The organism is Sutcliffiella sp. NPDC057660 (assembly GCF_042800035.1).
Lineage (GTDB): Bacteria > Bacillota > Bacilli > Bacillales > Bacillaceae_I > Sutcliffiella_A.
In genome coordinates this window covers 126,120-132,119 of the sequence record NZ_JBHVHV010000016.1, presented here as the reverse complement: position 1 = coordinate 132,119, position 6,000 = coordinate 126,120, and the positions used below count along the sequence as shown (strand labels likewise).

Genomic DNA, 6,000 nt, shown 5'->3' with positions numbered 1-6,000 from the left:
TATTAGGCACGCCGCCAGCGTTCATCCTGAGCCAGGATCAAACTCTCCAATAAAGAGTTTGAGCTTATGCTCAAATGTTGACTAGCTTATGTTACTTTTTCGTTCTTTGTTAATCCCTATAAGATTAACCTGGACGCTGTTGTTTTGTTTAGTTTTCAAAGATCATTTCAATCAGTCAATCGCTCAGAAGCGACTTTATTAATATAACATGTTTCATCATTTCAAGTCAACATGTTTTTTAACTTTTTTTCTTTCGTTTGTCTCGCAAGTTGTTTTCTCTTGCGGCGACGAATACTAATATACCATGGATTCTTTATACCCGTCAATAACACTTTTAAACTTTTTTAAAATAATTTTTCAGAGTCCCTTTTTAGAGTGAAGCCCCAGAAATAATCTCCTATTTAAATATGCATTCAGGAGGGGATATTTCTGGAGTTCTTAGCTTGGAATAACTATATCATTATCCTACTACCTTATATTTTCGGTGGTACACGCCCTTGCCTTTCGTTTCGACCTGTTCTACTTCGATGTACCCTTTTTCAACCAGGTAGCCGACTAGAACACTTAGATCTACTGAGTACTTGGAAAGCTCGGGATGATGCAGCAGCTCATGGTAGGACCAGGCGTCCTCTTTTTCAACCATCGCCTCCAACAGATGCTTGGCCCCTGTTTTGGTTCTGGAGTAGATAAGGAACTCACTTGCCAGGAAAAGAAGTTCCAGCCTTTTATCGATTGGTTCCTCTCCTGCTATTAATTCTTCATATAGTTTATATATTTCCGGCTCAATTTTTTTAACCTGGCTCCAGACAGTAAGCTCCGGATGGAAACCATGATCGATTACTGCAAGTCTCGCGAGATGATGCAGGGAATGCACGATATGGTTATAAGCATCCAGATAGTGCTTGGAATCAAAGAAATCCTTCCCTTCCAGATATCTTCTGATCAGTTTTGAAAATTCGATGCCGATTTTCAACTTTCTATCCTCTAAAGGGAAATCCAGAAGCTTGCCACGAAGTAGATGGATATATTCATTTCGGTCAAACAGGACCTTACCGTTGATTATCCAATCTATCACACGACGGTTAGTTCCTATGGTAATCCATTCGTGAAGCTGTTCAATGGTGGCTATATAAAGGGCAGCCTTTTTGTCTTGCAATTCATAGTGCTTTACAAACAAAGGAACCTCTTGCTCACGGACGATCATGAAAAGGATGACATCAAATTTATCTGTATTGGGACTGATCGGATTTTTCTTTTCTATCATCAAAATCCCTTGAGTATTCGATTGGCTTGCACGTTCTTGGTATATGGGACGAAGTAAATCTTCCATAATTATACCTCCATTTAATAAGAGTTTCCCCCTACTATTCGACACTTTTTATAAAAAACCTTCTATATAAATGTAATCCAGAACTTTCTGTTAACTGCATTGTCATAAATCTGTTGGATATATGTAGAAGGTTGCCATCTACTTTTTGTCCTTTTTTGTGATATTATAGTGATTTAGGAGGTTATGTAGATGGCAGGTAAATATTCCAATAAAATAAATAGAATTAGAACCTTCGCATTAAGCCTTGTTTTCATCGGCTTTTTCGTCATGTATATCGGAATTTTCTTTAAAACGAATATGCTTTTGATGACTTTGTTTATGATTCTGGGCTTATTATGTATTATTGGTTCAACCGCAGTATATTTATGGATCGGTATCATTTCCACAAGGGCGGTCCAAGTAGTTTGTCCGAGTTGCGGGAAGGTTACCAAAGTACTTGGAAGAGTGGATATGTGCATGTTTTGCAATGAGCCGCTTACGATGGATCGAAGCCTTGCTGGCAAAGAGTTTGACGAAAGCTATAATCACAAAAAAGAAAGCTGATAGGGATTCCTATCAGCTTTTTTATTTAGTTAGAAATCAGCTTTAATGCGCGCCTTTATCGCATTCAGGACAAACACCGTAAATCTCCATTCGATGGCGACTTACCTTGAATCCTGTTACGTGGGCTGCAAGAGCTTCCACTTCATCCAGACCCGGATAATGAAAATCGACAATCTTGCCGCAGTCATCACAGATCAGATGGTAGTGATCGGTTGTCACATAATCGAAACGACTAGAGTTATCTCCGTATGTTAGTTCTTTTACTAAACCAACCTCACGAAACACGCGTAAATTGTTATAAACGGTAGCGACACTCATGTTAGGGAATTTCCCTTCGAGTGCCTTATATATATCATCAGCTGTTGGGTGAGACATAGATTGAATAAGATACTCTAAAATCGCATGACGCTGTGGAGTGATTCGAACTCCAGTTTGCTTCAATGTTTCGAGCGCTTCCTTTAATTGTTCTTTTGCCACAGTCATGCACCTCACTTTTCATAAAGATTCTTACTTTATAATATTTATAATTAGTGTACCTCGGATTTCATCTTTTTGTCAATCTTCTTCTATTCTATAGTTATTATGATAACTCAGGTTTTAGTATAGGTTCTTCCTGCTTCAATTGAATATTGACGTACCTTGCAACCACAAAAAGATAATCGGAAAGACGATTCAGATAGGCCAGGACATTCGGGGAAAGCTCTCCACTCAAGGACACCGCTGATCTCTCGGCTCTTCTTACGATGGTTCTTGCACAATGAAAGGCAGCACCAGCTTTTGTTCCACCAGGCAAAATGAAGTTTTTAAGTGGCGGCAATGCGGCATCCAACACATCCAGCTCTTCTTCGAGCTTCGAAACATGCTCCTCTTTCAGCTTCCAACGAACTTCCTTCCCTGATGGGGTCGCAAGCTCCGCTCCTACATGAAATAGGATGGTTTGTATTGTTTGGAATGATTGAAGCAGTTCATCTTTCTTATCGAACTTTTCCTCTCTTAAATAAGAGACTGCCAATCCAATCATCGAGTTCGCTTCATCACAGGTACCGTAGGCTTCCACTCTGTCGTGATTTTTGTCCACCCGCTCTCCATATACTAGAGAGGTTTGCCCTTTGTCACCGGTTTTCGTGTAGATTTTCATGTTTAGTATCCCCTTTTCACATCAATTATGTTTTGATAATCGGAACCACCATGCAAAAACACATGTAAGTTATGCTGAAATATTTCAAGTGCACGCGGCTGATAGCCTTTCGTCCTGCTTGATAAGTGAGGTGTAACGGTTACATTTTCCATCTTCCAGAAAGGGTGGTCCTGCGGCAATGGCTCCACTTCAAACACGTCAAGTATTGCATGTGCTATTTCACCACTTTCCAATGCGTGTATCAACACGTTTTCAGCCACTAGATCTCCACGACCGACGTTGAGAAATACGGCACTATTTTTCATCATGGAAAAGTACTTATCTTCAAGGAATCTTCTCGTTTCTGTGGTACTGGGCAGCACACTGACGACAAAGTCGGCTTGAGGCAACACACTGTCAAGCTCGTTCAATGTGAACATTTCATCTATGAACGGAACAGCACGGCGGCTGCGGTTTACGCCTAGGATTCGCATGGAAAAGGCGGATGCCAATCGGGCGATTTCCCCGCCAATGGCTCCTGCACCCAATATCGCAATTGTCTTTCCATGGATCTCGGATATCGGTGTGTTCCGTTCCCATTTCCCTATCGCTTCATTTTCAATCAGCTTCTTGGTGCTGCGAGCTGTTTGAAGCATCATGGAAATGGTATATTCAGCCATCGGTATTTTATGTATGCCTTTTGCATTGGTCACCAAGATGTTTCGTTCGTCCAATTCTTTTAAAGGCATGAGTTCCATTCCCGCTGAGGTGACCATGATCCATTGGAGGGAGGAAGCTTCGTGAATATGGTGCGGCGCCAGATCCTCCCCGTAGGTTATCAATACTTCAGCAGAAGCCCACTCCTTGGAAGGGACTAGATCTATATCTTCATAAAAAGAAAAAGTGACAGCAGGAAAACGGTTTTCCAACCTCTCGATCAGCTCCTGTTGTTCTGGTACAAATGTGCATACAACCAGCATATCTCCGTCCTCCATAAAAAAGTGCTTTTCTTTTATATAAACAAAAAACCGCCTGCATGTCCAAAGACAAGCAAGCGGTTTTTGATTTATTTTATCCTACATAGTCAATCGGTGCGTTCGGTCCAATTGGAAGACCTGTCAACATCCAGATGATCAGCATTGCTACCCATACGATGGTAAAGAACACAGAGTATGGAATCATCGTAGAAATCAATGTTCCGATTCCCACTTTTTTATCGTATTTCTGCGCGAATGCGATAACGATTGCGAAGTAAGGCATCAAAGGAGAAATGATGTTTGTTGTAGAGTCAGCTACACGATAAGCCAACTGAGTCAGCTCCGGTGAATAGCCAAGACCCATCATCATCGGTACAAATACCGGTGCCATGATCGCCCATTTCGCTGATGCACTACCGATGAACAGGTTAATGAATCCTGTTACGACGATGAATGCAAGGATAAGCAGAATACCCATTAATTTATTTTCGCTGTCAAAGCCTAGACTTTGAATCAGTTCCGCACCGTTAACAGCAAGCACGATGCCCAGTTTTGTTTCATTGAAGTAAGCGACAAATTGACCAGCTACAAAGGCAAGCACGATATAAGCACCCATTGTTGCCATCGTGTCGGACATTTGGTTTGCTACATCCTTGTCGTTCTTGATCGATTTTGTAATCAATCCATAAACAAGACCTGGAATAAAGAACATGATAAGAATGACTGGTACTAGTGTGTGGAAGAATGGCGCTTCAAGAATAGTTCCATCACCACGTAATGGTCCCCAAGACGGAACAACCAATAATGCCAATACTGCGATTGTTGCTACAAAAGCAAAAAGTGCAGCCCATAAACCTTTCTTTTCTTCAGGCTTCAGGTAATTGACATCTCCTTGATAAGCACCCTTGTATTCACCAAGGCGCGGCTCGACGATCTTGTCCGTTACAAATGTACCTACAATAGTAAGAACAAACACGGATGCGAACATGAAGTAGAAGTTCATCATATAGTTCATGTTTTCCGCATACTCTGGGTTAACTGTAGCAGCTGCTTCTTGTGTAAGTGATCCTAGTAGTGGATCCAGGGAAGTCAATAGAAGGTTCGCACTGAATCCAGCGGAAACCCCAGCAAATGCTGCAGCTAACCCAGCTAAAGGATGACGTCCAAGACCGGCGAAAAGTACAGCCCCAAGTGGAGTCAATACAACATAACCTGCATCTGCAGCCATGGAAGACATGATACCACCGAATACAAGAGCAGCAGTCATAAGCTGTCTTGGTACGGACGTTACAAGTCCACGCAATCCTGCGCTGATCAGTCCTGATCTTTCAGCAAGTCCGATACCGATCATTGTTACAAGAACCGTCCCAAGCGGAGCAAATCCTGTAAAGTTGGTTACGGCACTTTCAAAAATATACTTGATTCCTTCAGCGCTAAGTAAGTTCTTAACCTGTAGAACCTCGCCTTCGTTTACCGGATCATCGACTTGTACACCCATGGCGGAAAATACGCCAGAAAGCACAATGATCAGAAGCGCAAAGATGGCGAACAATGTTACCGGATGTGGAAGCTTGTTACCGGCACGTTCGATCATATCCAACGCACGCATAACAAATCCACGTTTCTTTGTTGTTGATTCCATTGTGTGATACCCCTTTCTCAATCTAGCAAATTTTCAAAAAACAATGAATGAAAACCAGAGTTCAGTATAATAAATTTCTCTTAAGGATGGAAGGGTTCTTGGAAATCGCGGAAAATAACCAATTTTAGAAATTATTAGTATGTTTGCCGTCTATGTCGTTCCAACACCCACATCTAGATACCCATTACGAGTGGGCTTTATTCTAGTGAAATTGTTATATCCATGAAAATCTCCATATATCAATGAATCGGGACCCGATATCAATGAAAAAATAGATATATCAACGGTTTTTCCGAAATATCAACGAAAATGAAAAGCATATCGATAAAACGCACATTTCGACAATTTCCGTCTACGCGCGGTACGAATTCAAGAACGAACGAATGAACGC

At 41.5% G+C, this 6,000-nt stretch carries 6 protein-coding genes; 1 reads left to right on the top strand and 5 read right to left on the bottom strand.

Translation table 11 applies throughout. The features are described from left to right. Positions 1-460: 460 nt before the first annotated feature. Positions 461-1,330, bottom strand: a complete 870-nt coding sequence (locus ACFVAD_RS18660) for a nucleotidyltransferase-like protein (protein ID WP_386643527.1) — start codon at positions 1,328-1,330, stop codon at positions 461-463. Between the two features lie 189 nt (positions 1,331-1,519). Here ACFVAD_RS18660 and ACFVAD_RS18655 point away from each other — a divergent pair, with 189 nt between their 5' ends. Next, on the top strand, positions 1,520-1,873 hold the full coding sequence (locus ACFVAD_RS18655; protein WP_386643525.1) for a YgzB family protein: 354 nt from the start codon (positions 1,520-1,522) through the stop codon (positions 1,871-1,873). A 42-nt stretch (positions 1,874-1,915) separates the two neighbouring features. Here ACFVAD_RS18655 and perR read toward each other — a convergent pair whose 3' ends face one another. From perR to ACFVAD_RS18635, 4 genes are all read right to left on the bottom strand, one after another. Beyond that, positions 1,916-2,350, bottom strand: a complete 435-nt coding sequence (gene perR, locus ACFVAD_RS18650) for a peroxide-responsive transcriptional repressor PerR (RefSeq protein ID WP_386643539.1) — start codon at positions 2,348-2,350, stop codon at positions 1,916-1,918. 103 nt (positions 2,351-2,453) lie between these two features. Then, a complete protein-coding gene (locus ACFVAD_RS18645) occupies positions 2,454-3,011 on the bottom strand; it encodes a cob(I)yrinic acid a,c-diamide adenosyltransferase (RefSeq protein WP_386643522.1) in 558 nt (185 codons plus the stop codon). 2 nt (positions 3,012-3,013) lie between these two features. Continuing rightward, the gene (locus ACFVAD_RS18640; protein ID WP_386643520.1) at positions 3,014-3,970 is read right to left on the bottom strand and encodes a D-2-hydroxyacid dehydrogenase; all 957 of its coding nucleotides are present in this window, start codon (positions 3,968-3,970) and stop codon (positions 3,014-3,016) included. Between the two features lie 91 nt (positions 3,971-4,061). Further along, on the bottom strand, positions 4,062-5,609 hold the full coding sequence (locus ACFVAD_RS18635; protein WP_386643517.1) for an AbgT family transporter: 1,548 nt from the start codon (positions 5,607-5,609) through the stop codon (positions 4,062-4,064). Between the last annotated feature and the right edge of the window lie 391 nt (positions 5,610-6,000).